This is a genomic window from Streptomyces sp. NBC_00286, from assembly GCF_036173125.1.
GTDB lineage: Bacteria > Actinomycetota > Actinomycetes > Streptomycetales > Streptomycetaceae > Streptomyces.
The window spans coordinates 5987252-6012084 of the sequence record NZ_CP108054.1 but is presented as its reverse complement, the minus strand read 5'-3'; the positions used below and the strand labels follow the sequence as shown (position 1 = coordinate 6012084).

Here is a 24833-nt window from a genome sequence, read left to right as displayed (position 1 = left end):
CTGCTCACGCTCCCGTGGCGACTAGGAGGGCGGCGACCGCGAGGACGACGGTGCCGGCGAGCAGCGCGCTCACATAGGTCTGCACATTGCCGGTCTGGGCGCGCCGGACGGCCGCGCCGAGGAGGCGGGGCAGGGCGCCCGCGCCGCGTACGTAGGTGTCGACGACCTCTCGGTCGAGGAACCGGACGAGTGTGGCTCCGGACTGGACCGGGCGGACAAAGAGTGCCGCGTAGACGGCGTCAAGGTGGAAGCCGACGGCAGCATGGCGGTGCAGCGGTCCCAGGAGCAGGCGCCCGGGGTCCGCCGGGTCGGGTGCGGAGGCTACGTTTCCGTACGCGGGCGCATGGCTGGCGATGGCTTCGGCCTCGACGAGCCCGGCGTCCCCCTCCGGGTGGGCCGCGACCGCACCCAGCGGGACGCGCGCCGCGAGCGCCGTGGTGTGCCTCCAGGCACCGTACGTGACGATGCCGCCGACGAGGGCAACTCCCGTGCCGAGCACGGAGGTGGCGAGGGTCGGGGTCAGATCGTGCCCGTCGAACCAGTCGGGCAGCAGGCCGGTGGTGAGCCCGAGGGCGAGCGACGGGACGGCGAGTACCCACAGCACGGCGTTCATGGCGAGGGGCTGCCTGCCGTGGTCGGGGGCTTCGCCTCCGTGGCCGCGGAAGGCGAGCAGCCACAGGCGCATCGCGTACGCGGCGGTGAGCAGGGCGGTGATCAGGCCGGCGACGAGGACGATCCAGCCTGCGACGCCGGGGATGTTCTCGGCGTGACCGGTGGCGGCGTGCTCGGCGGCGCCCAGGACGGCTTCCTTTGAGAAGAAGCCGCTGAAGGGAGGGATCGCGGCAAGGGCGAGGAGCGCCACGGTCATCGTCCAGTAGGCGTCGGGGACGCGGGCGCGCAGGTCCTTCATGCGGGACATGGCGGCCAGCGAGTTGGTGCCGGCGGCGTGGATGATCACGCCTGCGGCGAGGAACAGCAGCGCCTTGAAGGCGCCGTGGGAGAGGAGGTGGAAGACGGCGGCACCGCGGTCGCCGACGGCGAGGGCGCCGGTCATGTAGCCGAGCTGGCCGATCGTCGAGTACGCGAGGACGCGCTTGATGTCGTCCTGGGCGAGCGCGGCGAGCGCCGAACCGGCCATCGTGACGGCGGCCATGACGGCGAGGACGAGCAGCGCGGCCGAGGAGGCGGCGAAGACCGGAAGGAGCCGGGCGATGAAGTAGACACCGGCGGCGACCATCGTTGCGGCGTGGATCAGCGCGGAGACGGGTGTGGGGCCCGCCATCGCGTCGGGCAGCCAGGTGTGCAGCGGGAACTGTGCCGACTTGCCCGCCACACCGGCGAGGAGCAGCAGGGCGATCAGCGTCGGATGGTCGAGTCCGCCGCTCGCGACCGAGCCGAGGACGGTCCTGATGCGGAAGGAACCGGCGTCTGCGGCGAGCGCGAACAGACCGATCAGGAAGGGGATGTCGCCGAGTTTGGTGACCAGGAAGGCCTTCAGGGAGGCGGCGCGTGCTTCTGGGGTCTCCCAGTAGTGGCCGACGAGGAAGTACGAGCAGATGCCCATGATCTCCCAGCCGACCAGGAGCACCATCAGGTCGCCGGAGTAGACGACGAGCAGCATCGCGGAGGTGAAGAGGGAGACGAGAGCGGCGTACGAGGGGTAGCGCGGGTCGTCGCGCAGGTAGCCCGTCGAGTAGATCTGCACGCAGGAGGCGACGACGCCGACCAGGACGGCGACGAGGGCGGCGAAGCCGTCGATGTGCAGGGCGAGTTCGATGGGGACCGAGCCGGTCGGGGTGAGCTCGGTGGCGGCGTCGATGGCCTGGTCGCCGCTCTGGCGTACGGCGACGAGGACGGTGAGAGCCAGGGAGGTCACCGAGGGCAGGACGGCGAGGGGGCGTACGAAACCGGGGGCTGTGCGGCCCAGGAGCAGGCCGGCCGCGGCGCCCAGGAACGGAAGGAGGGGGACGAGGACGGCGAGGGTGGTCGTGGTCACGCGGTGGCCTCAGCCTTCTCGGCCGTCGTGGGCGCGGCGGATCCGGGGGCGTCGTGGCCGTCGTCGCTGTCATCGCCGTCGTCGGTCTCGGCGGTGTCGCGGAGCTTGTCGATGTCCGAGGTGCCGCGATTGCGGTAGACGGCGAGGACGATCGCCAGGCCGATGCCGATCTCGGCGGCGGCGATGGCGATGGTGAACAGGGTCAGGGCCTGGCCGGAGTGCAGGGTGTCCTGTGCGGTCTTGCTGAGCCAGACGTCGAAGGCGACCAGGTTCAGGTTGACGGCGTTGAGCATCAGCTCGACGGACATCAGGACCAGGATCGCGTTGCGGCGCGCGAGGACTCCGTACAGGCCCGTGCAGAAGAGGAGGGCGGAGAGCACGGCGGGATAGGCGAGATGCATCAGCGGGCGCCTTCCTTGCCCTGGCGCGAGGGCTGCTCGTCGGAGGAGGTGGCCGGGCCCGTACCCGAAGGCTGCTTGCCCGGGGCCGTACTCCCTGTGGGCAGGTTGGAGGCGGCGGCCTTGCGGGAGAGGACGATCGCGCCGACCAGGGCGGCGAGGAGGAGGACGGAGAGGGCTTCGAAGGGGAGGACCCAGTTCTGGAAGAGGGCCTTGCCGTTTGCCTCGGTGGAGCCGGCGGCGGCGCCGTCCAGGTCGATCCAGGTCGTCCGGAAGGCGTCGACGACGACCCAGACGAGGGCGGTGGCCGCGGCGATGGCGACGGTCAGGGCGGCCCAGCGGTTGCCGGAGTCGGCGTCCGGGGACCGGCCGATGGGGGCCTTGGTGAGCATCAGACCGAAGAGGAGGAGCACGACGACGGAACCGACGTAGATGAGGACCTGCACCCAGGCGATGAACTCGGCGGTGAGCAGGAGGTATTCGACGGCGAGGCTGCCGAGCGTCACGACCAGCCACAGGGCGGCGTGGACCAGTTGCTTGGTGGTGACGGTCACGACGGCCGCGCCGAGGGTGACGAGGCCGACGAGGAGGAAGGCGATCTCGACGCCGGTCGGGGAGAGGAAGCCGTTGGTTTCGGCGGCGGTGGTCGTCGCCGTTGATGCGGCGACGGCGGCGAGGCTCACGCGTCTCCCTCCTGCGGCGCGGTCGGCTCCGCCCCGGCTGCCGGTTCGTCTGCCCGGGCTGCCTGCTCCCCGGCTGCCTGTTCGGCGGCGAGCTTGTCGGCGGTCTTGCGGGCGGCGGCGAGTTCCTTCGGTTCCTCGGCGGAGGGGTCGAGGGCCGGAGGGGCCGGGACGGTCCACATCCACTCGCGGAGTTTGTCGCGTTCGTGGGTGAGTTCGTGGATGTCGGTCTCCGCGTACTCGAACTCCGGGGACCAGAAGAGCGCGTCGAAAGGACACACCTCGATGCAGATACCGCAATACATGCACAGAGCGAAGTCGATGGCGAAGCGGTCGAGGACGTTACGGCTGCGCTCGCGGCCTCCGGGGGCGGCGGGCGGGACCGTCTCCTTGTGGGAGTCGATGTAGATGCACCAGTCCGGGCACTCGCGGGCGCACAGCATGCAGACCGTGCAGTTCTCCTCGAAGAGGCCGATGACGCCGCGGCTTCGGGGCGGGAGTTCGGGCTGGGCGTCCGGGTACTGCGCGGTGTGCGCGCGCTTCGTCATCGTGCGCAGGGTGACGGCCAGGCCCTTGGCGAGGCCGCTGCCGGGGATGCGAGACCGAGTGGGCGGGAGGGACTCAGCCATGGCTACTGGATCACCACCTTGACGACGCCGGTGAGGGCGATCTGGGCGAGGGAGAGAGGGACGAGGAGGGTCCAGGAGAGTTTCTGGAGCTGGTCCTCGCGGAGACGGGGATAGGTGACGCGGAGCCAGATCACGAGGAAGGCGAGGACCGCGGTCTTCAGCAGGGTCCAGACCCAGCCGAGGCCGTCGGCGCCCCACGGGCCGTGCCAGCCGCCCAGGAAAAGGACGGTGGTCAGGCCGCACAGGACGATGATTCCGGCGTACTCGGCGAGGAGGAAGAGAGCGAAACGCAGACCGGTGTACTCGGTGTACGCGCCGAAGATGATCTCCGAGTCGGCGACCGGCATGTCGAAGGGAGGGCGCTGGAGTTCGGCGAGGCCGGCCACGAAGAAGACGAGCGCGCCGACGATCTGCCAGGGCAGCCACCACCACTCGAAGGCGTCGAGGATGCCGGGGAGCGAGACCGTGCCCGCGGCCATCGCGACCGAGGCCGCGGTGAGGAGCATCGGGAGTTCGTAGGCGAGGAGTTGGGCGGCGGTGCGGAGGCCGCCGAGGAGGGAGAACTTGTTGGCCGAGGCCCAGCCCGCCATGAGTGAGCCGAGGACGCCCACGCCCATCACGGCGAGGACGAAGAAGATGCCTGCGTCGATGACCTCGCCGACGGCACCTTCGCCCGGGCCGATGGGGATGGCGAGAAGGACGAGTAGGTACGGGAGGAGGGCGACGGCGGGGGCCAGCTGGAAGATACGGCGGTCGGCGCCCGCGGGGACGACGTCTTCCTTCTGGGCGAACTTCACGCCGTCCGCGACGAGTTGGGCCCAGCCGTGGAAGCCGCCCGCGTACATGGGGCCGAGGCGGCCCTGCATATGGGCCATCACCTTGTGCTCCGTCTGGCCGACGATCAGCGGGAAGGTGAGGAACACGACGAAGACGATCAGGAGTCGCAGGGTGACGTCGAGCACGTCGTTCACTGCGGGCCTCCTGGGGGGTTGTCGTCGGTGGGGTGCTGGGCTTCGGGAGTCTCGGAGGGTTTCGCCTGCGCCTCCTCGGGAGCTTCGGCAGCCCTGGGCTCGTCGGGCTCGACGTCCGGTTGCCGCTCAGGCGAGGGACGCTCTTCAGTGGGCGACTCCCCCGTTGGCGACTCGCTCTTCGGCGACTCGCCTGTGGGCGGCTCCCCGATCCGCGACTCCTCCGTGGGAGCCCCCGTGGGCGGCTTCTGCTCAGAGTCGTCGAAGGCGGGGCGCGCATGGTGCCACGGAGCGTCCGTACTGCGGGCGCGCGCCGGGCGGGCGGGCTGCCCGCCTTCGGGCTGCCGCTTGCCTCCGGGCTGCTGCTCGCCGCCAGCTTCGTCGGCCGGGGCGGCAGCGGACACCCCCCGCTGCGACGCCGAGCCCTCGTCGGCGCTGCGGGCGCGACGCGGTGCCGCGGGCGGCGTTTCGGCACCCGATGCCGAGGCGGGCGAGGCCGAAGGAGCACCCGCCGAGCCCGCCTCCGTCCCCTCAGCGCGCTCTGCCCCCTCCGTCCGCTGTGTCGCCGACCCCTCGCTCACGCTGCGCGCCCGGCGTCCCGCAGGCCTGCCCTCCGCCGTCGTACCCGTACCAGGACCCGCGGCGGGCGCACCCGAAGCCGGGGCCTGGCTCGCCGAGCCCTCCCCCGCTGTGCGAGTCCGCCGGGCCGGGCGTTCGCCCGCGGCCCGGGCCGCGCCTCGGGCAGGGCGGGCCGGAGCAGGCGGGAGCTGGCCCTTCAGGGGGCCCCACTCGTTCGGGTCGGGGACGCCGGGCGGCAGCATCTGGCGGCGCTTCGGACCGCCGTGCTCCGACTCCCCCGGCTCCTTCGCGCCGGGCCAGGCCTTGGCGACGCGGGCCGCCAGGACGAAGTCCTTGCGCAGGGGGTGCCCCTCGAAGCCCTCCGGGAGGAGCAGCGGCGCGAGCCCCGGGTGGCCCTCGAAGGTGACGCCGAACATCTCGTGGGTCTCACGTTCGTGCCAGGCGGCGCCCGCGTAGACGTCCACGGCGGAAGGGAGTACGGGTGCGTCGTGCGGCACGGTCGTACGTACGAGAAGGCGGCGTACCGGAGCGAGTGCGACCACATGGGCCGCGACGCGGAAGCCCGTGCCGGGCTCGTCGACGGCGCTCAGCCAGTCGAAATACGTACAGCCCAGTTCGTCGCGCGCGGTCTCCAGGGCGGAGATCCAGGCGGCGGGCGGCACGTCGACGGTCAGGAGCTCGTACGACTCCTCGGCCGTGGCCTCCGTACCGAAGAGCTCCTCCACCGGGGAGGGCAGCCAGCCGGTCACCGCTCGCCCTCCTCCCCTGCCGGAACCGGCGGCTTCACCAGCCCGCTCTGCAGCGCGCCCGTGGAAGGCCGGGGGCCGGCGGATCCGTAGCGCTGAGATCCGTACTCGGATCCGTACCGCTCCCCCAGCGACTCCCGTGCGATCTTCTCCTGAAGCTTGAGGATGCCCTGGAGCAGTGCTTCGGGCCGGGGCGGGCATCCGGGGACGTACACATCGACCGGGATGATCTGGTCGACGCCCTTGGTCACGGAGTACGAGTCCCAGTAGGGCCCGCCGCAGTTGGAGCAGGCGCCGAAGGAGATGACGTACTTGGGCTCGGGCATCTGCTCGTACAGCCGCTTCACCGCGGGCGCCATCTTGTCCGTCACCGTCCCCGACACCACCATCAGGTCGGCCTGGCGCGGCCCTGGAGCGAACGGAATCACGCCCAGGCGGATGAAGTCGTGCCGGGCCATGGAGGCGGCGATGAACTCGATGGCGCAGCAGGCGAGGCCGAAGTTGAAGACCCACAGGCTGTAGCGGCGACCCCAGTTGAGGACCACTTTCATCGGCTCGGGGGCAAGACGCGCGAGCGCACCCAGGCGCTTCGGCTCCGGAAGCAGCACAGGCCCCGGCTCGGACACGGGCTCGGGCTGGGTCACGTCCATGTGAGGACGCCCTTCTTGTATGCGTACAGCAGTCCCACGGCCAGGAAGCCGAGGAAGATGAACATCTCTACGAGCGTCGTCGCCCCGTAGCCCGGCGCGGCGAAGACCGTCGCCCAGGGGAACAGGAAGATCGAGTCGACGGCGAAGATCACGTAGAGGAAGGCGTAGACGTAGTAGCGGACCTGGGTGTGGGCCCAGCCCTCGCCGACGGGGTCGACTCCGCACTCGTACGTCAGGAGTTTCTCGGGCGTCGGGACGACGGGCCGCAGCAGGCGCCCGGCTCCGAAGGCGACGGCGACGAACAGCACGCCGATCACGGCGAGCAGTCCGACGACCGAGTAGGACTGGAAGTAGTCCGCCGCGACCGTGATCCCGGCGGTCCCGGTCCCCGCGCCCCTGGTCGGTTCCGGCACGTCCGCCCCTCGCTCCCTGACCTCGTATGACCGCGTATGACCTCGTGCGCGCGCTGATGTGCGCCGTGCGATGCGCCGTGCTCGACGATCTGTACGCACCGGAGTCTAGGCCCTGCTAAAGAAACGGTAAGCAGCCCGTCACGCCTTGGCATGCGCGGAGGTCGCCGACGGGCGCCCGGCGGGAAGCAGGGGTGGGGTTTTCCCCAGGGGATCCCGGCGGTCCACCTCATGGCGCTCCGGCCTGCGGCCCGGCACGCTAGCCGTTATGACCGAACGCATCATCGCCACCGACACCCGGGACGTCGGCGACCGGCCGCCGCCCGCGCGCTTCGCCTACGACCGGCACACCTGGAAGGAGATCGCGCATCTCCTGGCGAACCTGCCGGTGTCGCTGATCGGTTTCACGTACGTCGTGACGGTCCTGTCCACTGGCGCCTTCCTGACCCTGACGGTGATCGGTCTTCCGCTGCTCGCGGGCGGGCTGATGGGCGCCCGTCTGCTGGGCAAGCTGGAGCGGGGCCGGGCCAGGGCACTGCTGGGGGTACGGGTGGACGAGCCGAGTCCGCTGCCGTGGCGAGGCCGGGGCGGCTTCCTCCCCGCGCTGTGGATGGCGCTGAAGGACCCCGTCGGCTGGCGGACGGTGCTGTACGACTTCATGCGGTTGCCCTGGGGCATCCTCACTTTCACTATCACGCTGACCTCGTTGTTCGTGCTGTGGCCGGTGCTGCCGTTCATCGCGCGCGGGCTCGCCAACGCGGACCGGGCGATGGTCCGCGGGCTGCTGTCGCCCTCCGACGAACTGGAGCGGCGCATAGCCGAGTTGGAGTCGGACCGGGGCGTGGTCGTCGACACGGCCGCGGCCGATCTGCGGCGTATCGAGCGGGATCTGCACGACGGAGCGCAGGCGCGACTCGTCAACCTCGCGATGGGGCTCGGTCTGGCCAAGGAGAAGCTCCTGGAGGACCCCGACACCGCGGCGTCGATGGTCGAGGAGGCGCACGGCGAGGTGAAGATGGCGCTCCAGGAACTGCGCGACCTGGCCCGTGGCATCCATCCCGCCGTCCTCACCGACCGCGGGCTCGACGCCGCCCTGTCCGCGGTGGCCTCCCGCTGCACGGTCCCCGTCAAGGTGACCGCCGACCTGCCGATGCGCCCGGCCGCGGCCATCGAGGGCATCGCGTACTTCACGGTCTCCGAGCTCCTCCAGAACGTCAGCAAACACAGCGGGGCACGGTCCGCCTCCGTCGACGTCTGGCGCTCGGACAACCGCCTGCTCATACAGGTCTGGGACGACGGCCGCGGCGGCGCCTCCCTCGACGGCGGCACCGGCATGGCGGGCCTCGCGGACCGGCTCGGCGCGGTAGACGGCCTGTTCATCATTGAGTCCCCCGTAGGCGGCCCGACAACGATCACGGCGGAACTCCCGTGGCGGGACCGCACGGAGGAGCCGGCACGGAGGTAGGCGGACGGCTGCGGGCGCGCTCCGGCGGGCGGCCGGGCTACGCGCCGTACGACTGCCTGCCGTACGACTGCCTGCCGTACGGCTCTCCTCTTGTACGGCACTTCCAGCTGCACGGCCTTCTCCTGCCGTACGACCCTTCACGTCGTACAGCTAGGTAGGGAAAACCCCCGCTCCAAGACGCCGACGTACTCCATGGTCCGCGGGCCTGGCACCGAGCAGTGTGGAGCTACGACAGCGGACAACCGGACCGAACAGGAACCGAGTAGAAACGGACGGCGGCCATGGCGACGGAGTACGGACAGGGATACGGGCGAGACGCTGGGCCCGGATTCCTCGGGGAGGGCGTCGAGGGGCGGCGGCACAGGCTCCCGGCCGCACTGCGGGCGCCATTCGAGGCGCGCAGCTGGAAAGAGTTCGGCTACCTGATGCTGAACCTGCCGGTCAGCATCCTGATGTTCACCTTCGCCGTGACGATGGTGTCGCTGGGCGCGGGCCTGCTGATCACATTCCTCGGCATACCGGTGCTCGCGGCGGCGCTCGCGGGCTGCCGCGGATTCGGCGCGCTGGAACGGGCGCGGGCTCGCGGGCTGCTGGGTCTGGAGGTCGCGGCGCCGGAGCCGTTGCGGGTCCGGAAGCAGGGCCCGATGGCGTGGATGGGCGCGATGCTCAAGAGCGGGGCGTCCTGGCGGCATCTGCTGTACGCGGTGCTGCACTTCCCGTGGGCCGTGTTCTCGTTCGTGGTGGCGATCAACTTCTGGGCGTACGGCTGGGCCATGCTGACGTATCCGCTGTGGTTCTGGGTCTTCCCGGTATGGGCCGGACAGGACGGGCTTCAGCTGTACGGGGATGAGACGCACCGGATCTACCTGGACAACCCCTTCGAGATAACCGTGACGGCGCTGCTGGGGCTGCTGCTCACGCTGGCCACGCCGTGGATCGTACGGGCGCTGACGCTGGTGGACGGGCTGCTGGTGCGCGGGCTGCTCGGGCCTTCGCGGCTGGCGACGCGGGTCGTGGAGCTGGAGTCGGACCGCGGTGTCGTCATCGACACGGCCGCCGCCGATCTGCGGCGTATCGAGCGGGATCTGCACGACGGGGCGCAGGCGCGGCTGGTCGCGCTGGCCATGGACCTGGGGCTGGCCAAGGAGAAGCTGGCGGAGGATCCGGAGGCGGCGGCGCGGATGGTGGGCGAGGCGCACGGTGAGGTGAAGACGGCGCTGCAGGAACTGCGGGACCTCGCTCGTGGCATCCATCCCGCCGTTCTCACCGACCGGGGGCTCGATGCCGCCCTGTCCGCGGTGGCCTCTCGTTGCACGGTGCCGGTTCAGGTCGAGGTGGACCTGCCGTCCCGGCCGACGCCCGCCATCGAGGGCATCGCGTACTTCACCGCGTCCGAGCTGCTCCAGAACGTCAGCAAGCACTCGCGGGCGACGCGGGCATACGTCGACGTCTGGCGCGTCGACAACCGCCTGATGCTTCAGGTCGTCGACAACGGTGCCGGCGGAGCGGATGCCTCCGGCGGTTCTGGCCTGGCTGGTCTCGCCGAACGCCTCGACGCGGTCGACGGCATCCTCGTCGTCGACTCTCCGCCCGGCGGGCCGACGCGCGTCACGGCAGAGCTGCCTTGGCGCCATGCGTCCGCCGGATGAGTGGGGCGCCCACAGGGGTGGGGGGGACACTCGTGTCGCGGCTGCGGGTGCGTTGTGGTTGCTCGCGCAGTTCCCCGCGCCCCTGGGGTGCGTGGTGGGTGCGGGGCGGCGGTCCGGTGCGTCAGCCCGTCGCCAACAGGGCATACGACCCCTTGCTGACACCGGGCGCAACTGTGCCCAGACCGAAGCTAAGCGACGGACATACGACGCACCGGCCCACGTCCCCTCCCACCGGCGGAAGAGTGCGGGTTCGTCGTGGTCTGGGCTCTGAGTGGAGCCGCAGGTTTTTAGGGGCGCGGGGCTGTGGCATTTGCGGCTCCGCCGCGTGGGCGCGACCAGCCACGACGGCGCCGCAGCCGACAACGAACCCACCCCGCCCAACCACCGGAGGTGAAATGCTGGACCCCTACGCGCAAGCCTGCGCCGACTGGGGGGCCAGAAACCGTGGAGGACAGGGTGCAAGTGGTCATCGCCGAGGATTCGGTGCTGCTCAGGGAGGGCCTGACTCGGCTGCTGACCGACCGGGGGCACGAAGTCGTCGCCGGAGTGGGTGACGGTGACGCACTGATCAAGACCATCACAGAACTGGCGGCCCAGGGCACACTGCCGGACGTCGTCGTCGCGGACGTACGGATGCCGCCGACCCACACGGACGAGGGCGTCAAGGCCGCGGTGCAGTTGCGGAAACATCACCCGGGACTCGGGGTACTCGTGCTCTCGCAGTATGTGGAGGAGCAGTACGCCACAGAACTCCTCGCCGGTTCCAGCCACGGCGTCGGCTACCTGCTCAAGGACCGGGTAGCCGAAGTACGTGAGTTCGTGGACGCGGTGGTACGCGTGGCCCGGGGCGGCACGGCGCTCGACCCGGAGGTGGTGGCCCAGCTGCTCGGCCGCAGCCGGAAGCAGGACGTACTCGCGGGACTCACCCCCCGCGAGAGGGAGGTCCTGGGACTTATGGCCGAGGGACGGACGAACTCCGCGATCGCCCGGCAGCTGGTCGTCAGCGACGGCGCCGTGGAGAAGCACGTCAGCAATATCTTCCTGAAGCTCGGCTTGTCCCAGAGCGACGGCGACCACCGACGGGTCCTGGCGGTCCTGACCTACCTGAACTCGTGAACCGGCCCCACCCGAACCCGGACGGGGCGCGCAAGATCCGTAGAACAGCGTCCGTGGAACAACGTCCTAGAACCAAAGGACGAGCCATGAGCGTCCTCAGAAATAGAGGCCAGAGAGTGAATAAGTCGTGGCAAATCGGGGCGTCCCGCGGTCTCAAGGTGGTGTCCATCATGCGAATGGCCGAGGGAAGGCGACCCTTACAGACGTAGGGTTGAAGGTGGGAGCGCTTGCGGGCAGGCCGCTCTCAGACAGCCGCCTCGAGGGAGGTCCAGTTCAGTGACCAGCCAGGTCAGTCCAACCGAACAGGCCGACGGAGCCGTCGTAGGAGAACAGCGCAAACCGGCGGGCGCGGGCGCGAAGGACGTGCGCCGCCTCGACCGGGTGATCATCCGGTTCGCGGGGGACTCGGGTGACGGTATGCAGCTCACCGGCGACCGCTTCACCTCGGAGACGGCGTCGTTCGGCAACGACCTGTCGACGCTGCCGAACTTCCCCGCCGAGATCCGCGCGCCTGCCGGAACCCTGCCGGGCGTCTCGTCGTTCCAGCTGCACTTCGCCGACCACGACATCCTCACGCCGGGCGACGCCCCGAACGTACTCGTGGCGATGAACCCGGCCGCGCTGAAGGCCAACATCGGCGATGTGCCGCGCGGCGCCGAGGTGATCGTCAACACGGACGAGTTCACCAAGCGGGCAATGGCCAAGGTCGGCTACGCCGCGAGCCCGCTGGACGACGGTTCCCTGGATGGCTACCACGTCCACCCTGTGCCCCTGACCACGCTGACGGTCGAGGCGCTCAAGGAGTTCGACCTGTCCCGCAAGGAGGCCGAGCGCAGCAAGAACATGTTCGCGCTGGGCCTGCTGAGCTGGATGTACCACCGGCCCACCGAGGGCACCGAGAAGTTCCTGAAGTCGAAGTTCGCCAAGAAGCCGGACATCGCGGCGGCCAACATCGCCGCCTTCCGCGCCGGGTGGAACTTCGGCGAGACCACCGAGGACTTCGCGGTCTCGTACGAGGTCGCCCCGGCCACGAAGGCGTTCCCGACCGGTACGTACCGGAACATCTCCGGGAACCTGGCCCTGTCGTACGGCCTGATCGCCGCCTCCCGCCAGGCCGACCTGCCGCTCTACCTGGGCTCGTACCCGATCACGCCGGCCTCGGACATCCTGCACGAACTCAGCAAACACAAGAACTTCGGCGTACGGACCTTCCAGGCCGAGGACGAGATCGCCGGTATCGGCGCGGCCCTGGGCGCGGCTTTCGGCGGCTCCCTCGCCGTGACCACGACATCCGGTCCGGGGGTGGCCCTCAAGAGCGAGACCATCGGTCTGGCCGTGAGCCTCGAGCTCCCGCTCCTCGTGATCGACATCCAGCGCGGCGGCCCGTCCACCGGCCTGCCGACCAAGACCGAGCAGGCGGACCTGCTGCAGGCGATGTACGGGCGCAACGGCGAGGCCCCGGTCCCGGTCGTGGCCCCGCGCACACCCGCCGACTGCTTCGACGCGGCCCTGGAAGCCGCCCGGATCGCGGTCACCTACCGCACCCCGGTGTTCCTGCTCTCCGACGGCTACCTGGCCAACGGCTCCGAGCCCTGGCGCATCCCGGACATCGACGAACTCCCGGATCTGCGCACGCAGTTCGCTCAGGGCCCGAACCACACCCTGGACGACGGCACCGAGGTCTTCTGGCCCTACAGACGCGACCCGGCCACCCTCGCCCGCCCGTGGGCGATCCCGGGCACGCCCGGCCTGGAGCACCGTATCGGCGGCATCGAGAAGCAGGACGGCACGGGCAACATCTCGTACGACCCGGCCAACCACGACTTCATGGTGCGTACGCGCCAGGCGAAGGTCGACGGCATCGACGTACCGGACATCGAGGTCGACGACCCTCATGGCGCGCGGATGCTCGTACTGGGCTGGGGGTCGACGTACGGGCCCATCACCGCGGCCGTACGACGGCTGCGCGCGGCCGGGGAGAGCATCGCGCAGGCTCATCTGCGCCATCTCAACCCGTTCCCGCGGAATCTCGGCGAGGTGCTGGGGCGTTACGACAAGGTGGTGATCCCCGAGATGAACCTCGGTCAGCTCGCCACGCTCGTCCGGGCGAAGTACCTGGTGGACGCCCACTCCTACAACCAGGTCAACGGTATGCCGTTCAAGGCTGAGCAGCTCGCCACGGCTCTCAAGGAGGCCATCGATGGCTGAGACGACCACGGAAGGCACGGACACGATCGAGGCGCTTTCCCTTGTGCCCAAGGCCGAGGGCAAGCAGTCCATGAAGGACTTCAAGTCCGATCAGGAAGTGCGCTGGTGCCCCGGCTGCGGCGACTACGCGGTCCTCGCCGCGGTCCAGGGCTTCATGCCCCAACTCGGGCTGGCGAAGGAGAACATCGTCTTCGTCTCGGGCATCGGCTGCTCCTCCCGCTTCCCGTACTACATGAACACGTACGGGATGCACTCCATCCACGGCCGCGCGCCCGCCATCGCGACGGGCCTGGCCTCGTCCCGGCAGGACCTGTCGGTGTGGGTCGTCACCGGTGACGGCGACGCGCTGTCCATCGGCGGCAACCACCTCATCCACGCCCTGCGCCGCAACGTCAACCTCAAGATCCTGCTCTTCAACAACCGGATCTACGGCCTGACCAAAGGCCAGTACTCCCCGACCTCCGAGGTCGGCAAGATCACGAAGTCCACGCCGATGGGCTCGCTGGACGCACCCTTCAACCCGGTCTCACTGGCCATCGGCGCGGAGGCGTCCTTCGTGGCACGCACCGTGGACTCCGACCGCAAGCACCTCACAGAGGTCCTGCGCCAGGCCGCCGCCCACCCGGGCACCGCCCTGGTCGAGATCTACCAGAACTGCAACATCTTCAACGACGGCGCCTTCGAGGCCCTGAAGGACAAGCAGCAGGCGGAGGAGGCGGTCATCCGTCTCCAGCACGGCCAGCCCATCCGCTTCGGCACGGACGGCGCGAAGGGTGTCGTACGGGATCAGCTGACGGGTGACCTGAAGGTCGTCACCGTCACGCCGGAGAACGAGGAGCAGATTCTGGTCCACGACGCGCATTCCCCGTCCCCCACAACGGCGTTCGCGCTGTCGCGCCTGGCCGACCCGGACACGCTGCACCACACCCCGATCGGCGTCTTCCGCTCCGTCGACCGGCCCGTCTACGACACCCAGATGGCCGACCAGCTGGACACCGCGGTCGAGCAGAACGGCAAGGGCGACCTGGCCGCGCTGCTGGCCGGCGGGGACACCTGGACTGTTGTGGGCTGAGCGGTAGTTGGGCCTGAGGGCCTGGGCGCTGCTGTACGTGCATGACGTACCGCAACGCCCAGGCCCTCACGTCACTCGTCGCGGAGGGAGCTACTCCCTGGCCGCGTCATACTCCTCGCGCGCCTTCAGCACCGCGTCCATGCGGCGCGAAGTCCAGTCGGCCAGCGCCTGCACCTGCTCGGCGGCCTCGCGGCCCAGGTCCGTCAGCGAGTAGTCCACCCTCGGCGGGATCACCGGCTTCGCGTCCCGGTGGACCAGCCCGTCCCGCTCCAGTGTCTGCAAGGTCTGCGTGAGCATCTTCTCGCTGACGCGCCCGATGGCACGGCGCAGTTCGCTGAAGCGGTGCGGGCGGTCCAGGAGCTGGATCAGGACGAGGACGCCCCAGCGGCTGGTGACGTGTTCCAGCACGAGACGGTGCGGGCACATCGCCTCGCCCTCGACGTTCCACTTGGTGACGGACGCGTTGACGGGTGTCTTGACGGATGCGCTTACGGCCATGCAAGTACCTTACTTCAAAGTGGGTACTTTCCAATAGTTAGTGCATCCCCTAGGGTTAGTGCATACCCACCAACAAGGAGCTGCAACATCATGAGCATCGTCGTCACCGGAGCCACCGGACACCTCGGCCGTCTCGTCATCGAAGGCCTGCTGGAGAAGGTCCCGGCCGACCAGATCACGGCTGTCGCCCGCAGCGAGGAGAAGGCCGCCGACTACGCGGCTCGCGGCGTGAAGATAGCCGTCGCCGACTACAGCGCTCCCGAGACCTTCGACAACGTCTTCTCGGCCGGCGACAAGGTGCTGCTCATCTCCGGCAGCGAGATCGGCAACGACCGCGTGGGCCAGCACAAGGTCGTTCTCGAAGCCGCCAAGGCCGCCGGGGTCGTGCTCCTCGCATACACCAGCGCTCCCGGCAGCCTGACCGCCGCGCTGGCCGACGACCACCGGGGCACCGAGGCCGCGATCCTCGAGTCCGGCGTGACGTACACCCTGCTGCGCAACGGCTGGTACCACGAGAACTACACCGAGAACCTGGCCCCGGTCCTCGAGCACGGCGCCGTCGTCCAGGCCGCCGGCGAGGGCAGGGTCTCCTCGGCCTCCCGCGCCGACTACGCCGCCGCCGCCGTGGCCGTGCTGACGGGCGAAGGCCACGAGAACAAGACGTACGAGCTGGGCGGCGACATCGCCTGGAGCTTCGCCGAGTACGCCGCCGAGGTGGCCAAGCAGTCCGGCAAGGAGATCGCGTACAGCCCCGTATCCGTCGAGGTCTACACGGGCATCCTGACCGGCGTCGGCCTGCCCGAGCCGGTCGCCGCGACCATCGCCGGCGTGGACGCGTCCGTCGAGAAGGGCGAGCTGGTCGTCACCAGCGGCGACCTGTCCCGGCTGATCGGCCGCCCGACCACGCCGATCGCGGACTCGATCGCGCTGGCACTCAAGGGCTGACCTGCTCGACCTGCCCCGCGGACCCCACCCCCGCCGGTAATGACCGTATCGTGGATACGGCCATGACAGGCGGGGGTGTTCGGCGCTACCGTCGTGAACGGCTGCGCGCTCGCAGCCGCGCGAGAGGGGAGAGGCCGTGCCGGTGGAGTCCAGGGGTGAGCGGCGGATAGGTCTGCTGAACGGCTTCGCGGCGTACGGCATGTGGGGACTCGTCCCCCTCTTCTGGCCGCTCCTCGAGCCCGCCGGAGCGGTCGAGATCCTCGCCCACCGCATGGTGTGGTCGCTCGGCTTCGTCGCGATCGCACTGCTGGTGATACGGCGCTGGGCCTGGGCCGGCGAACTACTGCGGCAGCCGCGCAGACTGGGCCTGATCGCGATCGCGGCCACCGTGATCACCGTCAACTGGGGTGTCTACATCTGGGCCGTGAACACCGGCCATGTCGTGGAGGCGTCCCTCGGCTACTTCATCAACCCGCTCGTCACCATCGCGATGGGCGTCCTGCTGCTGAAGGAGCGGCTGCGGCCCGCCCAGTGGGCGGCGGTCGGCATCGGCTTCGCCGCCGTTCTCGTGCTGACCATCGGGTACGGGCAGCCGCCGTGGATCTCCCTCTGCCTCGCCTTCTCCTTCGCGACGTACGGGCTGGTGAAAAAGAAGGTCAACCTCGGCGGTCTGGAGTCGCTGGCCGCGGAGACGGCGATCCAGTTCCTGCCCGCGCTCGGCTATCTGCTGTGGCTGGCGGGGCAGGGCGACATGGCGTTCGGAGCCGAGGGCGTCGGGCACGCGGCGCTGCTGGCCGCGACCGGTGTGGTGACGGCGGCGCCGCTCGTCTGCTTCGGGGCGGCGGCGATCCGCGTACCGCTGTCGACGCTCGGGCTGCTCCAGTACCTGGCACCCGTGCTGCAGTTCCTGCTCGGCGTCCTGTACTTCCACGAGGCCATGCCCGCTGAGCGGTGGGCCGGGTTCGCGCTGGTGTGGGCCGCGCTGTCGCTGCTGACGTGGGATGCGCTGCGGACGTCACACCGGGCGCGGCTGACTCTGCAGACGGCGGGGGCCGAGGTGGACGTCCCGGAGATCCAGAGGCCGGCCTCGAGCCCCAGCCCCAGGCTCTGAGGGTCAGTAATCGGCGTCCTTGCCGATGTACAACCCCGCGAACCCGGCCGCGGCGGCGGGCGAGGCGAGGGTCCGTCGCAGCCGGGCCGCGGTGATGCCCGCCCGGAACGGGTCGCCGGACGAGGCGCCGTGGTAGATGTCCGACAGCCACATCGAGAACTCCTGGTACTGCCACACCCGCCCCAGACAGGCCGCCGAGTAACCGCTGAGCCCGCTCTCGTCGCCCTTGCCGCAGTACGCGACGAGCGCGTCGCCCAGCAGCAGGGCGTCATGGATCGCGAGGTTCATGCCCTTCGCGCCGATCGGCGCCAGAAGGTGCGCCGCGTCTCCAGCCAGATACAGCCGCCCGTACGCCATCGGCTCCGCGACGTAGTTGTGCATGTCCAGGACCCGCTTCTCGATCAGCCGCCCCTCGGTGAGCGGCTGGGCCCCGTCCGCCGCGAGCCGCTCGTGGAGTTCGGCCCAGACACGTTCGTGCGACCAGTTCTCGGGGTCATCGCCGGGCGGGCACTCCAGGTAGTAACGGGTGACCTGCGGACTGCGGGCCATATGCCCGGCGAAGCCCCGCGGATGGACTCCGAAGACGACGCAGTCGTTGGACGGTGGCGCCTCTGCGAGCAGCGCCAGCCAGCCGATGCCGTACTCGTGCCGGGCGATGCCGACATGCTCCGGCGGCATGCACGCCCGGGTGACACCGCGCGCACCGTCGCAGCCCGCGACGGCCGCACAGTCGAGTCGTACGCGCTCGCCCGTGTCCGGATCTGTGTACGACACCGAGGGCTGGTCCGAGTCGATGGCGTGCACCTCCACGTCGCGTACGCCGAAACGGATGTCACCGCCCCGCTCATCCGCGTACACGCGCACCAGGTCCGTCACCAACAGCGGCTGGGGATAGGCGAAGTGATGGTGCCCGGACAGGTCGCCGTACCGGAACCTGTGCCGCTCCCCCGCGAACCGGAACTCGCACTCGCTGTGCACCTGGGCGTTCTCCAGCAGCCGGTCGGCGAGGCCACGCCGCTCCAGGGCGCGCACCGCCCACTCCTCCAGGAAGCCCGCGCGAGGCCGCTGCTCGATGAACTCCCTGCTCTCCGCCTCCAGCACCACACAGTCCACGGAGGCGGCACGCAGGATGTTGGCGACGGTGAGCCCGGCGGGACCGGCACCCACGACGACGACCGAGGTGCGCTCCGTACGCTCTGTGGAGGTGGGGGCGGCGGTGTCCGTCATGGGGACATTATGTCGGCGGTTACCGCGCTGCGTGACGTGCCGCGCATCCTCAACTCACCGAATTCTGGGCCGGTTTGGTGCCAGCCCCGACGCTCGCCTCAGCAGTCACTCCGGCCACCCGCCTCCCCCGACCGCCGCGCAGACCGAAGGACGAGAGCAGCGCGCCCAACGTCACCATCACCACGGGCACGATCAGCGCCGTACGGAACGCGGACAGGGTGGACTCGGGGTCCGAACGCGGGGAGGAGGCCAGGCCGTACACCGCCGTCACTGCCGAGATGCCGAGCGCCGCGCCGAACTGGGTCGCAGTGTTCAGCAGGCCGCCCGCCAGGCCCTGCTCGGACTCCGTGACGCCGTCCGTCGCCGCGATCGTGAGCGGACCGTAGGCCAGGGCGAAGGCGATGCCCGATATGAGGAGCGTGGGGAACATCGCGGCGTACGTCCAGTCCATGCCGACCGGCAGGAAGAGCCCGTACGCCACGATCCCCAGGACGAAGCCGCCGAGGATCACCCGGCCGTTGCCGAACCGGTTGACCAGGCGGGGCGTGAGCGTCGGCGCCAGGATCGCGTCGCAGCCCATCACCACCAGGGCTATCGCCGTCTGGAGCGAGGACCAGCCGCGCAGTTCCTGCAGATAGAGCGTGACGACGAACTGGAAACCGAAGAAGGCCCCGACGAAGAGCAACGCCCCGAGGTCGGCCCGTACGACCGATGCCTTCCGCAGGATGCCCAGGCGTACGAGGGGCGCGGGACTGCGGCGTTCGACGATGACGAATGCGGCGACGAGGAGCCCGGCGGCAACGGCCGCCCCGGCCGTCAACTGCCAGCCCTCCAGGCCGTGTTCAAGTCGTATGACGGCGTACGCGGCGAGCAGCATGGCTCCGGCGGCAGTGACGGCGCCGAGGAAGTCGAAGCCCTGGTGGCCGACTGCGGCATGGTGGTCGGTCGCGGCCTGCCGGACAGCTTCGATCTGGCTGTCGGATGCGGTCTCGCGCTCGGCTGCAGTCTCACGGTCAGCAGCGGTCTTGGGGGCGGCTGCAGTCTCGCGGTGGGCAGCGGTCTCGCGGTTGACTGCGGTCGTTTCTGTCGTACGGGGCTGGGGGCACCCGTCCGCTACTTCCTGCCGGCCTCCGCCGGTCTGGGCCGGAATCAAGCGCACCGCCGCGACCAGGATCGCCCCCGCGAGCAGTACCGGTGCGAAGAAGACCCAGCGCCAGCCGAGCTGGGTCAGTAGGCCGCCGATGACCAGGCCGAGGGAGAAGCCGCCGGCTCCCGTGCCCGCGAAGACGAGCAGGGCCTTGTTGCGCTGCGGGCCCTCCTCGTACGAGGTCGTGATCAGGGACAACGCGGCCGGAGTCATGAACGCCGCCGAGACGCCCGTGACGAAACGGGCCACGATCAGCATCCAGCCCTCCGTGGCGAAACCACCGAGACCCGAGAAGGCTAGGAAGACGGTCAGCCAGAGGAGGAACATCCGGCGTCTGCCCAGGAGGTCGGCCGCCCGACCGCCAAGCAGGGTGAAGCCGGCGTAACCGAGTACGTATGCGCTGATCACCCACGCCGCCGCGTTCGTGGACAGGTCGAGATCGGCCCGGATGGAGGGGATCGCGACGGCCAGCATGGCGACATCGATGCCCTCGAGGAAGATCGTTCCGCAGAGAACGAGCAGCAGGGCCCAGGCGCGGGTGCCCATGGCGGGACTCCTTCGAGAGAGGGCGGCGAGGCACAGGCGGTCAGTCGACGGAAGGTCAGTTCTCTCCTGTAACCACGGCCAGCCTGCGGCAGCTTCCAAGGCTCATCAAACGGATTAGCCAGCTGACTCCACGGCGGCGCAAAAACCCCGTACGAAGCCCTCATCCGTCGTACCGTCCCTCCATGACTCAGTCGCCCACGCCCCTGCACTGGAAGCTCGTCATCGACGCCGCCGACCCGCATGCCCAGGCCGACTTCTGGGCCGCCGCCCTCCGCTACGAAGTCGAGGACAACAGCGCCCTCATCGAACGCCTGCTGGGCTTCGGCGCCGTACCGCCCGAGATCACCGTCGAGTCCCACGGCCGCAAGGCATGGCGCGACCTCATCGCCGTACGGCACCCGGAGGACCCGTACGACAAGGAGAGCGGCACGGGCCTCGGCCGGCGGCTCCTCTTCCAGCGCGTTCCGGAGCCGAAGACCGTCAAAAACCGGCTGCACATCGACGTACACACCGAGCCCGGGCGACACGAGGCCGAGGTCGCGCGACTGACGGACCTGGGGGCGGCCGTAGAGCGCGAGGTGAAAGAGCCAGGCGGCGAGTGGGTCATCATGACGGACCCCGAGGGCAACGAATTCTGCGTCCACTGAACGCCCCACCCATACAAGCCGCCGCTCAGGCGGTGATCGGTCAGGCAGTGATGTCCTTCGTCGTGAACCGCGCCCACGCCGCCGTGCCGAACACCGCCGCGTACAGCCCCTGAAGGCCGAGGTTGCGGAGCAGATCGTCCCAGTACACCGGATCGCGCATCAGGTCCGCGAAGGACAGCCAGTAGTGCGAGAAGAAGTACGGCTGTATCGCGTGGAGTTGGGGTATCTGGTCGAGGATCTGGATGGTGATCAGCAGGCCCACGGTCGTCGCCATGGCCGCTATGCCGCTGCCGGTGAGCGTCGAGATGAACAGGCCGAGCGCCGCTATCCCGATCAGTGACGCGGCGACGATCAGCGCGATCAGAAACGCCCGCCCCAGCCCTTCACCGAAGCTGATCCGCGTGCCGGAGATCGTCGTCAGCTCGCCGAGCGGGAACAGCAGGGCCCCCACGATCAGCGCCGACACGGCCACGACAAGTGTCGCCACGACGCAGAACGCCAGCGTGGTCGCGTACTTGGTGAGCAGCAGCCTGGTACGTCCCGCGGGTGCGACCAGCAGGTAGCGCAGAGTGCCGGAGTTCGACTCGCCCGCTATCGCGTCGCCAGCGATGACGCCGATCGCCATCGGCAGGAAGAAGGGCAGCGTCGCGGCCAGCGCCGTGAACACCAGGAACAGTCCGTTGTTGGTGATCTGCGAGACGAACGCCGGTCCCCCGCCGCCTCCGCCCCCTCCCCCACCGTCACTCGTCTCGATCTTCACGGCGATCCCGACCAGCACCGGCACCGCGGCCAGCACTCCCAGCAGCGCGATCGTCCGCCACCGACGCAGGGTGGTCACCAGCTCGTTGCGCAGCAGGCCGAGAGTCCACATCGGACTCGGCTTCCTTACGCCGACGACCGCGGCGGTGCCGGAGCCCGCGGTGATATCAGTGACCTCCGAGACCTCAGAGATCCCCGAAACCCCATTGGCCTCGGATGCTTCAGCCCGCGACATCGAAGCCCTCCCCCGTAAGCGCCACGAACGCGTCCTCCAGCGAAGCCCGCTCAAGCCCGAAGCCCCGTACGCGGACACCTGCCGACACCAACGCCGCGTTCACCTCGGCGAGGTCACGGTCGCGGTCGTCCGGAGGCTCGCCGGTCACCCGGTCCTCCTCGACGACGACGTCGGCCACGCCCTGCTCCTTCAGTACGCGGGCCGCGTCGCCCGGGTCCGGCGTCGTGACGACCAGGCGGCCACGGGCACCGGCCGCCAGCTCGGCCACCGGCCCCTGGATGATCAGCCGCCCCTGCGCCATCACCGCGGCGTGCGAGCACACCTGCTCGATCTCGTCCAGCAGATGCGAGGAGAGGAACACGGTCGTACCGTCGGACGCCAACTCCCGCACCAGAGAACGGATTTCGCGCATCCCCTGCGGATCGAGCCCATTGGTCGGCTCGTCCAGGACCAGCAGTCGGCGCGGCTGGAGCAGTGCCGCCGCCAGGCCGAGCCGCTGCTTCATGCCCAGCGAGTAGGCCTTCGCCTTCTTGCCCGCGGCGGCCGTCAGTCCAACCCGGTCGAGGGCGGTCGCGACGCGCGTGCGCCGCGTGCGGGGATCGGCGGTCGGGTCGGCGGAGTCGTACCGCAGGAGGTTGTCGCGGCCGGACAGGAACCCGTACAGCGCCGGTCCCTCGATCAGCGCCCCCACCTGCGGGAGCACCGTGCGGGTGGCGCGCGGCATGGGCTGTCCCAGGACGCGTGCCGTGCCCGAGGTTGGCTCGATCAGGCCCATCAGCATTCTGATGGTGGTGGTCTTGCCGGAGCCGTTCGGCCCCAGAAAGCCGAAGACGCTGCCCGCCGGTACGGCCAGATCGAGGCCGTCGACGGCGAGTTGCCCGCCGCGGTAGCGCTTGGTGAGCCCACGGGTGGCGATCACCGTGTCCGGTCCGGCATCCGGCCGACTGTCCGGCCCGGAGCCCGACCCCGGACCCGGTCCCGAGTCCGGTCCGGTGTCCGGTTCCGCGGTGGACCGTTCCGCCATCGACTCCCTCAACTCCCTGTTGGCGCCCAGCCAGAATCCTCCGGCCGGGCGCCAACCACCTGTCGTGCTCTGCCTGTTACTTGGCGGCGTTGGCCGCCTTCACCAGTGCGTCCTTCGTGACGGCGCCCGCATACACTTGGCCGTCGTCCGTGATGAGCGCGTTGACCAGCCGGGTCGAGAAGACCGTGCCCGAGCCGAACTTGCCGCTCACCTTCGTGCCCAGCGAGTCGAGGAAGCCGCCCGCGGCGCCGGCCTCCGACGGTATGCCCTCGCCGCCGGTGTCGAACCGGGCGATGGTGGTCCAGCCCTCGCCTATGGTCTTGAGCCCCTCGAACCCTTCGAGCCCTTGGCCCAGGTCCTCTTCGGCCTTCGGACGCGCCTGCTCCTCGGCCTTCGCCTCGTCACCCTCGGTGACCTTCGCGCCCTTCGGCGGGCTGAAATCGAAGGTGGACGCATCCGGCTTGCTGAAGTCGACCTTGGTGAAGCCGGCGTCCACGACGGCCGCGCCACCGCTCGCCGGTGTCAGCGTGAACTTCAGCGGCATACCGGTCTTGGAGTCCACGGCTATGGTGATCTGACCCACCGTCGAACCGGACTGCTTCGGCTTGATGACCAGCCTGTACGCATCGCGGCCCGCGACCTGTGCCGTGCCGTCGACCTTCACGGACGTCGTGTCGTCGACCGCCTTCAGCGCCTCGTCGGCCATCTCCTTGGGCGTGGTCGGGACGTCCTTCGGCGCCTCTTCCTCCTTGCCCTTGTCCTCGGCGGCACCGGAGGCGTCCTTCATGTGGAAGGCCTCGTTCGACGCGCTGTCGTACGCCCACACCTCGTCGCCGTTGTGGATCAGGCTGTACTCGGCGGCGTCGTCCAGCAGCGACACCTTGTGCTTGTCCGGGCCATCGGCCGCGACCCGCAACGTGTGCGTACCGGACGCGAGTTCCATGAGCTTGGTCGAAGGATCGGCGGAGGAGCCCTCGTCCTCGGAACCACCGGCTCCGCCGCCGCCACCCGGAGCGAGGCTGCTCTCCAGACCGCCCAGGTCCGGCAGGCCCAGATTCGTGCTGACCTTCACCGTGCCGGACAGCTGCTGTACGTCGGACGCGGCGATCTTCTCTATGAGTTGCTCAGCGGTGATCTCGGGCAGGTCGGGGTCGCCGGAGCCCGCGAACGCCGGGACCAGCCCGATGGTCGCCGCCGCCAGCCCCACCACCGCGACGGGAACGACGTACCGCGCCGCCTTGCGCCGGCCGGTTCGCAGCTCCTCGTTCGTGTTGTCGTCGGATTCGTACGGTGCCATGTGTGCCCTACCTCCGTCGTCGGCGGCGGCTTACCGTCACGCACTCGTCCACCCCGGCCGCCATTGTCACCCGAACTCCTGTGAAGTGGTGTTTCCAATCAGACCAAATCGGCCGACGAGAAACGTCAGACCTCGGAGCCAACTCTGTGTACTGCTGGGGTATGACGTGAGTGGGCGGCGCCTCCCTCGCCCCGTAGGGGTCGGGAGGGAGACGCCGCCCGTAACTCCGTTCAGAGTCGGTCGGTCATTGCCTCAACAGGCCATGGATCACAGCCTGAACAGGCCTTGAAATCACCGGCTCGCCAGCCCTGAACTGCCGGCTCAACAGCCCGTGGATCACCTGTTGATGAACACGTAATCCGCCCCGTAAGGCACACCCACGATGGTCCCCTCCTCGCAGGACCCGGCAGGAGCCACCCCGCCCACAGTGTTCAGCCGAAGGATCTCGGCCGTACCGGCCAACAGCCCGCGGTGCTTGCCGGACTGAGTGGCCTTGAGGTCCAGCTCCGGGATGTTCTTGTCGCCGTTGGGCGTCTTGGAGATCAGCGCACCGGTGACCGCGCTGCGGTCGGGTGCGATCCACAGCCGCAGTGCGAACGGGGAGTTGGGTGGTGCGGCCGCGCATCGCGGCCACACACCACCTTGGGCGAAGGCTTCGGTTCCACCTTCTTGCACTCTTGGAGTTCTCTTCCGCTACGGGTTGCCCCAGCAGTGGAAGACTCTCCCCTGGATCACTCCGGGGAGTTTGACGGGGACTTGCCCCTCTGACGACCACCCTCCCGGCGACCGGGGCAACTCACCGAGGAGAGCCGCCCGCGCTCCGAACCGAAG

Annotated in this window: 23 protein-coding genes; 8 read left to right on the top strand and 15 right to left on the bottom strand. The window is 69.7% G+C overall.

From position 1 onward, the window contains the following. Nucleotides 1-4 precede the first annotated feature (4 nt). From OHT21_RS27750 to OHT21_RS27715, 8 genes are read right to left on the bottom strand one after another with little or no spacing between them, the layout of a single operon-like run. On the bottom strand, nucleotides 5-1996 hold the full coding sequence (locus tag OHT21_RS27750; protein WP_328771044.1) for an NADH-quinone oxidoreductase subunit 5 family protein: 1992 nt from the start codon (nucleotides 1994-1996) through the stop codon (nucleotides 5-7). Then, on the bottom strand, nucleotides 1993-2397 hold the full coding sequence (nuoK, locus tag OHT21_RS27745) for an NADH-quinone oxidoreductase subunit NuoK (protein WP_328771043.1): 405 nt from the start codon (nucleotides 2395-2397) through the stop codon (nucleotides 1993-1995). Before nuoK ends, OHT21_RS27750 begins: the two co-directional genes overlap by 4 nt. Continuing rightward, the gene (locus OHT21_RS27740; RefSeq protein ID WP_328771042.1) at nucleotides 2397-3077 is read right to left on the bottom strand and encodes an NADH-quinone oxidoreductase subunit J family protein; all 681 of its coding nucleotides are present in this window, start codon (nucleotides 3075-3077) and stop codon (nucleotides 2397-2399) included. The genes nuoK and OHT21_RS27740 overlap by 1 nt, the downstream gene beginning before the upstream one ends. Next, the gene (locus tag OHT21_RS27735; RefSeq protein WP_328771041.1) at nucleotides 3074-3703 is read right to left on the bottom strand and encodes a NuoI/complex I 23 kDa subunit family protein; all 630 of its coding nucleotides are present in this window, start codon (nucleotides 3701-3703) and stop codon (nucleotides 3074-3076) included. The genes OHT21_RS27740 and OHT21_RS27735 overlap by 4 nt, the downstream gene beginning before the upstream one ends. A 2-nt stretch (nucleotides 3704-3705) precedes the next feature. Then, nucleotides 3706-4674, bottom strand: coding sequence for a complex I subunit 1/NuoH family protein (locus OHT21_RS27730; RefSeq protein ID WP_328771040.1), 969 nt, complete (start codon nucleotides 4672-4674; stop codon nucleotides 3706-3708). Then, nucleotides 4671-5999, bottom strand: coding sequence for an NADH-quinone oxidoreductase subunit C (locus tag OHT21_RS27725; protein ID WP_328771039.1), 1329 nt, complete (start codon nucleotides 5997-5999; stop codon nucleotides 4671-4673). Before OHT21_RS27725 ends, OHT21_RS27730 begins: the two co-directional genes overlap by 4 nt. Further along, a complete protein-coding gene (locus OHT21_RS27720) occupies nucleotides 5996-6646 on the bottom strand; it encodes an NADH-quinone oxidoreductase subunit B (protein ID WP_328771038.1) in 651 nt (216 codons plus the stop codon). The genes OHT21_RS27725 and OHT21_RS27720 overlap by 4 nt, the downstream gene beginning before the upstream one ends. Next, a complete protein-coding gene (locus tag OHT21_RS27715; RefSeq protein ID WP_328771037.1) occupies nucleotides 6637-7059 on the bottom strand; it encodes an NADH-quinone oxidoreductase subunit A in 423 nt (140 codons plus the stop codon). The genes OHT21_RS27720 and OHT21_RS27715 overlap by 10 nt, the downstream gene beginning before the upstream one ends. A gap of 265 nt (nucleotides 7060-7324) precedes the next feature. On the opposite strand from OHT21_RS27715, the gene OHT21_RS27710 reads away from it, so the two are divergent. The 5 genes from OHT21_RS27710 (at nucleotide 7325) to OHT21_RS27690 (ending at nucleotide 14566) form a co-directional block, all read left to right on the top strand. Next, entirely contained in the window at nucleotides 7325-8521 is a 1197-nt protein-coding gene (locus OHT21_RS27710; RefSeq protein ID WP_328771036.1) for a sensor histidine kinase, read from the top strand. 281 nt (nucleotides 8522-8802) lie between these two features. After that, nucleotides 8803-10170: a sensor histidine kinase gene (locus tag OHT21_RS27705; protein WP_328771035.1), complete on the top strand. Its 1368-nt coding sequence runs from the start codon at nucleotides 8803-8805 to the stop codon at nucleotides 10168-10170. Nucleotides 10171-10626: 456 nt separating this feature from the next. Continuing rightward, a complete protein-coding gene (locus OHT21_RS27700; RefSeq protein ID WP_328771034.1) occupies nucleotides 10627-11286 on the top strand; it encodes a response regulator transcription factor in 660 nt (219 codons plus the stop codon). A gap of 276 nt (nucleotides 11287-11562) precedes the next feature. Further along, nucleotides 11563-13494, top strand: coding sequence for a 2-oxoacid:acceptor oxidoreductase subunit alpha (locus OHT21_RS27695; protein ID WP_328771033.1), 1932 nt, complete (start codon nucleotides 11563-11565; stop codon nucleotides 13492-13494). Next, entirely contained in the window at nucleotides 13487-14566 is a 1080-nt protein-coding gene (locus OHT21_RS27690; RefSeq protein ID WP_328771032.1) for a 2-oxoacid:ferredoxin oxidoreductase subunit beta, read from the top strand. The genes OHT21_RS27695 and OHT21_RS27690 overlap by 8 nt, the downstream gene beginning before the upstream one ends. Nucleotides 14567-14656: 90 nt before the next feature. Here the strand turns inward: OHT21_RS27690 and OHT21_RS27685 are convergent, their stop codons facing one another. After that, on the bottom strand, nucleotides 14657-15064 hold the full coding sequence (locus tag OHT21_RS27685; protein ID WP_328771031.1) for a winged helix-turn-helix transcriptional regulator: 408 nt from the start codon (nucleotides 15062-15064) through the stop codon (nucleotides 14657-14659). A gap of 90 nt (nucleotides 15065-15154) precedes the next feature. On the opposite strand from OHT21_RS27685, the gene OHT21_RS27680 reads away from it, so the two are divergent. Together OHT21_RS27680 and rarD are read left to right on the top strand one after the other, a co-directional pair. Further along, nucleotides 15155-16009 (top strand): SDR family oxidoreductase, encoded by an 855-nt coding sequence (locus tag OHT21_RS27680; protein WP_328771030.1) that lies wholly within the window; start codon nucleotides 15155-15157, stop codon nucleotides 16007-16009. A 199-nt stretch (nucleotides 16010-16208) separates the two neighbouring features. After that, entirely contained in the window at nucleotides 16209-17120 is a 912-nt protein-coding gene (gene rarD, locus OHT21_RS27675; RefSeq protein WP_443050670.1) for an EamA family transporter RarD, read from the top strand. Between the two features lie 3 nt (nucleotides 17121-17123). Here the strand turns inward: rarD and OHT21_RS27670 are convergent, their stop codons facing one another. Both OHT21_RS27670 and OHT21_RS27665 read right to left on the bottom strand, forming a co-directional pair. Further along, a complete protein-coding gene (locus OHT21_RS27670) occupies nucleotides 17124-18347 on the bottom strand; it encodes a 4-hydroxybenzoate 3-monooxygenase (protein ID WP_328771028.1) in 1224 nt (407 codons plus the stop codon). 49 nt (nucleotides 18348-18396) lie between these two features. Then, the gene (locus tag OHT21_RS27665) at nucleotides 18397-20040 is read right to left on the bottom strand and encodes an MFS transporter (protein ID WP_328771027.1); all 1644 of its coding nucleotides are present in this window, start codon (nucleotides 20038-20040) and stop codon (nucleotides 18397-18399) included. Nucleotides 20041-20222: 182 nt separating this feature from the next. Here OHT21_RS27665 and OHT21_RS27660 point away from each other — a divergent pair, with 182 nt between their 5' ends. Next, nucleotides 20223-20687, top strand: coding sequence for a VOC family protein (locus tag OHT21_RS27660; RefSeq protein ID WP_328771026.1), 465 nt, complete (start codon nucleotides 20223-20225; stop codon nucleotides 20685-20687). A 40-nt stretch (nucleotides 20688-20727) separates the two neighbouring features. Here the strand turns inward: OHT21_RS27660 and OHT21_RS27655 are convergent, their stop codons facing one another. From OHT21_RS27655 to OHT21_RS27640, 4 genes are all read right to left on the bottom strand, one after another. Continuing rightward, on the bottom strand, nucleotides 20728-21558 hold the full coding sequence (locus tag OHT21_RS27655) for an ABC transporter permease (RefSeq protein WP_328771025.1): 831 nt from the start codon (nucleotides 21556-21558) through the stop codon (nucleotides 20728-20730). A 109-nt stretch (nucleotides 21559-21667) separates the two neighbouring features. Continuing rightward, nucleotides 21668-22705: an ABC transporter ATP-binding protein gene (locus OHT21_RS27650; protein WP_328771024.1), complete on the bottom strand. Its 1038-nt coding sequence runs from the start codon at nucleotides 22703-22705 to the stop codon at nucleotides 21668-21670. 76 nt (nucleotides 22706-22781) lie between these two features. After that, complete coding sequence (locus OHT21_RS27645; protein WP_328771023.1) at nucleotides 22782-24002, bottom strand: LolA family protein; 1221 nt, start codon at nucleotides 24000-24002, stop codon at nucleotides 22782-22784. A gap of 336 nt (nucleotides 24003-24338) precedes the next feature. Next, nucleotides 24339-24677 (bottom strand): DUF3455 domain-containing protein, encoded by a 339-nt coding sequence (locus OHT21_RS27640; RefSeq protein ID WP_328771022.1) that lies wholly within the window; start codon nucleotides 24675-24677, stop codon nucleotides 24339-24341. Between the last annotated feature and the right edge of the window lie 156 nt (nucleotides 24678-24833).

Excerpts from the sequence above, each read along its gene's own strand:
- nuoK (WP_328771043.1), bottom strand. The coding sequence starts at position 2,397 with ATGCATCTCGCCTATCCCGCCGTGCTCTCCGCCCTCCTCTTCTGCACG.
- OHT21_RS27735 (WP_328771041.1), bottom strand. The coding sequence starts at position 3,703 with ATGGCTGAGTCCCTCCCGCCCACTCGGTCTCGCATCCCCGGCAGCGGC.
- OHT21_RS27720 (WP_328771038.1), bottom strand. The coding sequence starts at position 6,646 with ATGGACGTGACCCAGCCCGAGCCCGTGTCCGAGCCGGGGCCTGTGCTG.
- OHT21_RS27710 (WP_328771036.1), top strand. The coding sequence starts at position 7,325 with ATGACCGAACGCATCATCGCCACCGACACCCGGGACGTCGGCGACCGG.
- OHT21_RS27705 (WP_328771035.1), top strand. The coding sequence starts at position 8,803 with ATGGCGACGGAGTACGGACAGGGATACGGGCGAGACGCTGGGCCCGGA.
- OHT21_RS27690 (WP_328771032.1), top strand. The coding sequence starts at position 13,487 with ATGGCTGAGACGACCACGGAAGGCACGGACACGATCGAGGCGCTTTCC.
- OHT21_RS27685 (WP_328771031.1), bottom strand. The coding sequence starts at position 15,064 with ATGGCCGTAAGCGCATCCGTCAAGACACCCGTCAACGCGTCCGTCACC.
- OHT21_RS27680 (WP_328771030.1), top strand. The coding sequence starts at position 15,155 with ATGAGCATCGTCGTCACCGGAGCCACCGGACACCTCGGCCGTCTCGTC.
- rarD (WP_443050670.1), top strand. The coding sequence starts at position 16,209 with ATGTGGGGACTCGTCCCCCTCTTCTGGCCGCTCCTCGAGCCCGCCGGA.
- OHT21_RS27670 (WP_328771028.1), bottom strand. The coding sequence starts at position 18,347 with ATGACGGACACCGCCGCCCCCACCTCCACAGAGCGTACGGAGCGCACC.
- OHT21_RS27665 (WP_328771027.1), bottom strand. The coding sequence starts at position 20,040 with ATGGGCACCCGCGCCTGGGCCCTGCTGCTCGTTCTCTGCGGAACGATC.
- OHT21_RS27660 (WP_328771026.1), top strand. The coding sequence starts at position 20,223 with ATGACTCAGTCGCCCACGCCCCTGCACTGGAAGCTCGTCATCGACGCC.
- OHT21_RS27655 (WP_328771025.1), bottom strand. The coding sequence starts at position 21,558 with ATGTGGACTCTCGGCCTGCTGCGCAACGAGCTGGTGACCACCCTGCGT.
- OHT21_RS27650 (WP_328771024.1), bottom strand. The coding sequence starts at position 22,705 with ATGGCGGAACGGTCCACCGCGGAACCGGACACCGGACCGGACTCGGGA.
- OHT21_RS27645 (WP_328771023.1), bottom strand. The coding sequence starts at position 24,002 with ATGGCACCGTACGAATCCGACGACAACACGAACGAGGAGCTGCGAACC.